Genomic DNA, 1,474 nt, shown 5'->3' on the forward strand with positions numbered 1-1,474 from the left:
CAATACCGGTGCTTTAGGACTTCATCCGTGGGGTTGGGGCCGTTTTGGTGGGTTGGACGAGGGTGACGGCGGGGATGGCTGGGCGAGGTGGGTTGTTGTGTTCGGTGCGTTTGAGTGCCCAGTTGGACATTTTGCGTTTGATGACTCGCGGGTTGGACCGTAACCGCCGTGGTTCCAGGAGACGTTCAGCGATTTCACACAGGGTCTGCTTCAGTGCCCGGGTGAGCCGTGAGGGGGGAAAATCCCGCCTGGCTGGTGGTCTGCCGGCGGACGACGCGCAAGGTGCGGGCGAAGGACATCCGGTCCGGATCCTCCCTCTCCTGCCGGGCAGCCTGGTGCATGAGATCGCGCAGGGCGTGGTGTACCAGGAGGAAGGCGAAGATCTCCTGCTCGGCCCCGGCCGGGTGCTGGGAGCGCAGGACGAATCCGGGTCCGCCCAGGTGGGTCTTGATCTCGTCGAGGGTGGTCTCGATCTCCCAGCGCTCGGCATACAGGGCGGCCAGTTCCGTGGCCGGTGCGGTGGCCGGGTCCAGGAGCGTGGTGACCAGCCGGTAGACGGTGCCCTCTCCACGTGGGCCCAGGGTGTATTCGATGACGCGGACCAGTTGCGGGTCGGCACGCCGGTTCTTGTCCCGGGCGGCGACGATCTCCGACAGGTAGGAACCATCGGGCAACGCGCTCACCATGGGCAGGACCGCGTTGCTCTTGACCCGCCACAGCAGGTCCGCGCCGGTCGCCGCGGCGGCCCGCCACAGGTCGAAGCCGAGGAAGCCCCGATCCGCCAGAAGCAGCATCCCGCGAGTCAGGGACGGGAACAGGCGGCGGGCGAGGACGGTTTCGTGCACCGCCAGTGGCGCGACGTCGGCGGCGAACACGGCGTGGGTACCGCACTCGACCAGGGCCACGGCCCTGGCCTGCGGATACGCGCTCCTGCCCTGACCACGGCCTGTTCCCGGCCGCCCGAAGAAGGCCGCGTTCGCCTCTGTATCGGGAAGGTCGAAGGTCGTCCCGTCCACCGACACCAACCGCAGACCCCGAAACCACGCTCCCGGCGTCGCCGGGAGGGCCACGGGGCGGCAGACCCTGGCGAACAACGCTTTCATCGGTTGTGCCCCCAGCCGGAGCCGAGCCCGTCCGATCGCCCCGCTGGTGGGCACCCGCCACGTCTTCGACCAGCGACGTTCTCGTTCCAGGCCCTGCGTGAGAAGCCGTCCGACCTCCTCATATCCCTGCCCCGAGAAGAGGCACATCGCCAGCACGAAGTACACCACCACCCGCGCGGGAAGCAGGCGCCGACGTTCCTCAGTGCGTCCGCACTCCGCCACCACCTCATCCACCAGCTCCGGCGGAAACGCACGCGTGAGCACTCCAAGGGCGATCCGATCCGAAAACCGATCACCCTCAACTACCTTCAACTGTCCGGGCCTTGGCACACCAACTCAACGAGCCAGCACCACCAAAGTCACCAGTATTG

General features: G+C 67.3%; 1 protein-coding gene. It reads right to left on the reverse strand.

The features are described 5' to 3' along the window. Positions 1-194: 194 nt before the first annotated feature. A complete protein-coding gene (locus ACIQ7D_RS37510) occupies positions 195-1,433 on the reverse strand; it encodes an IS4 family transposase (RefSeq protein ID WP_403945779.1) in 1,239 nt (412 codons plus the stop codon). Positions 1,434-1,474 lie beyond the last annotated feature (41 nt).

The organism is Streptomyces sp. NPDC096310 (genome assembly GCF_044763125.1).
Lineage (GTDB): Bacteria > Actinomycetota > Actinomycetes > Streptomycetales > Streptomycetaceae > Streptomyces.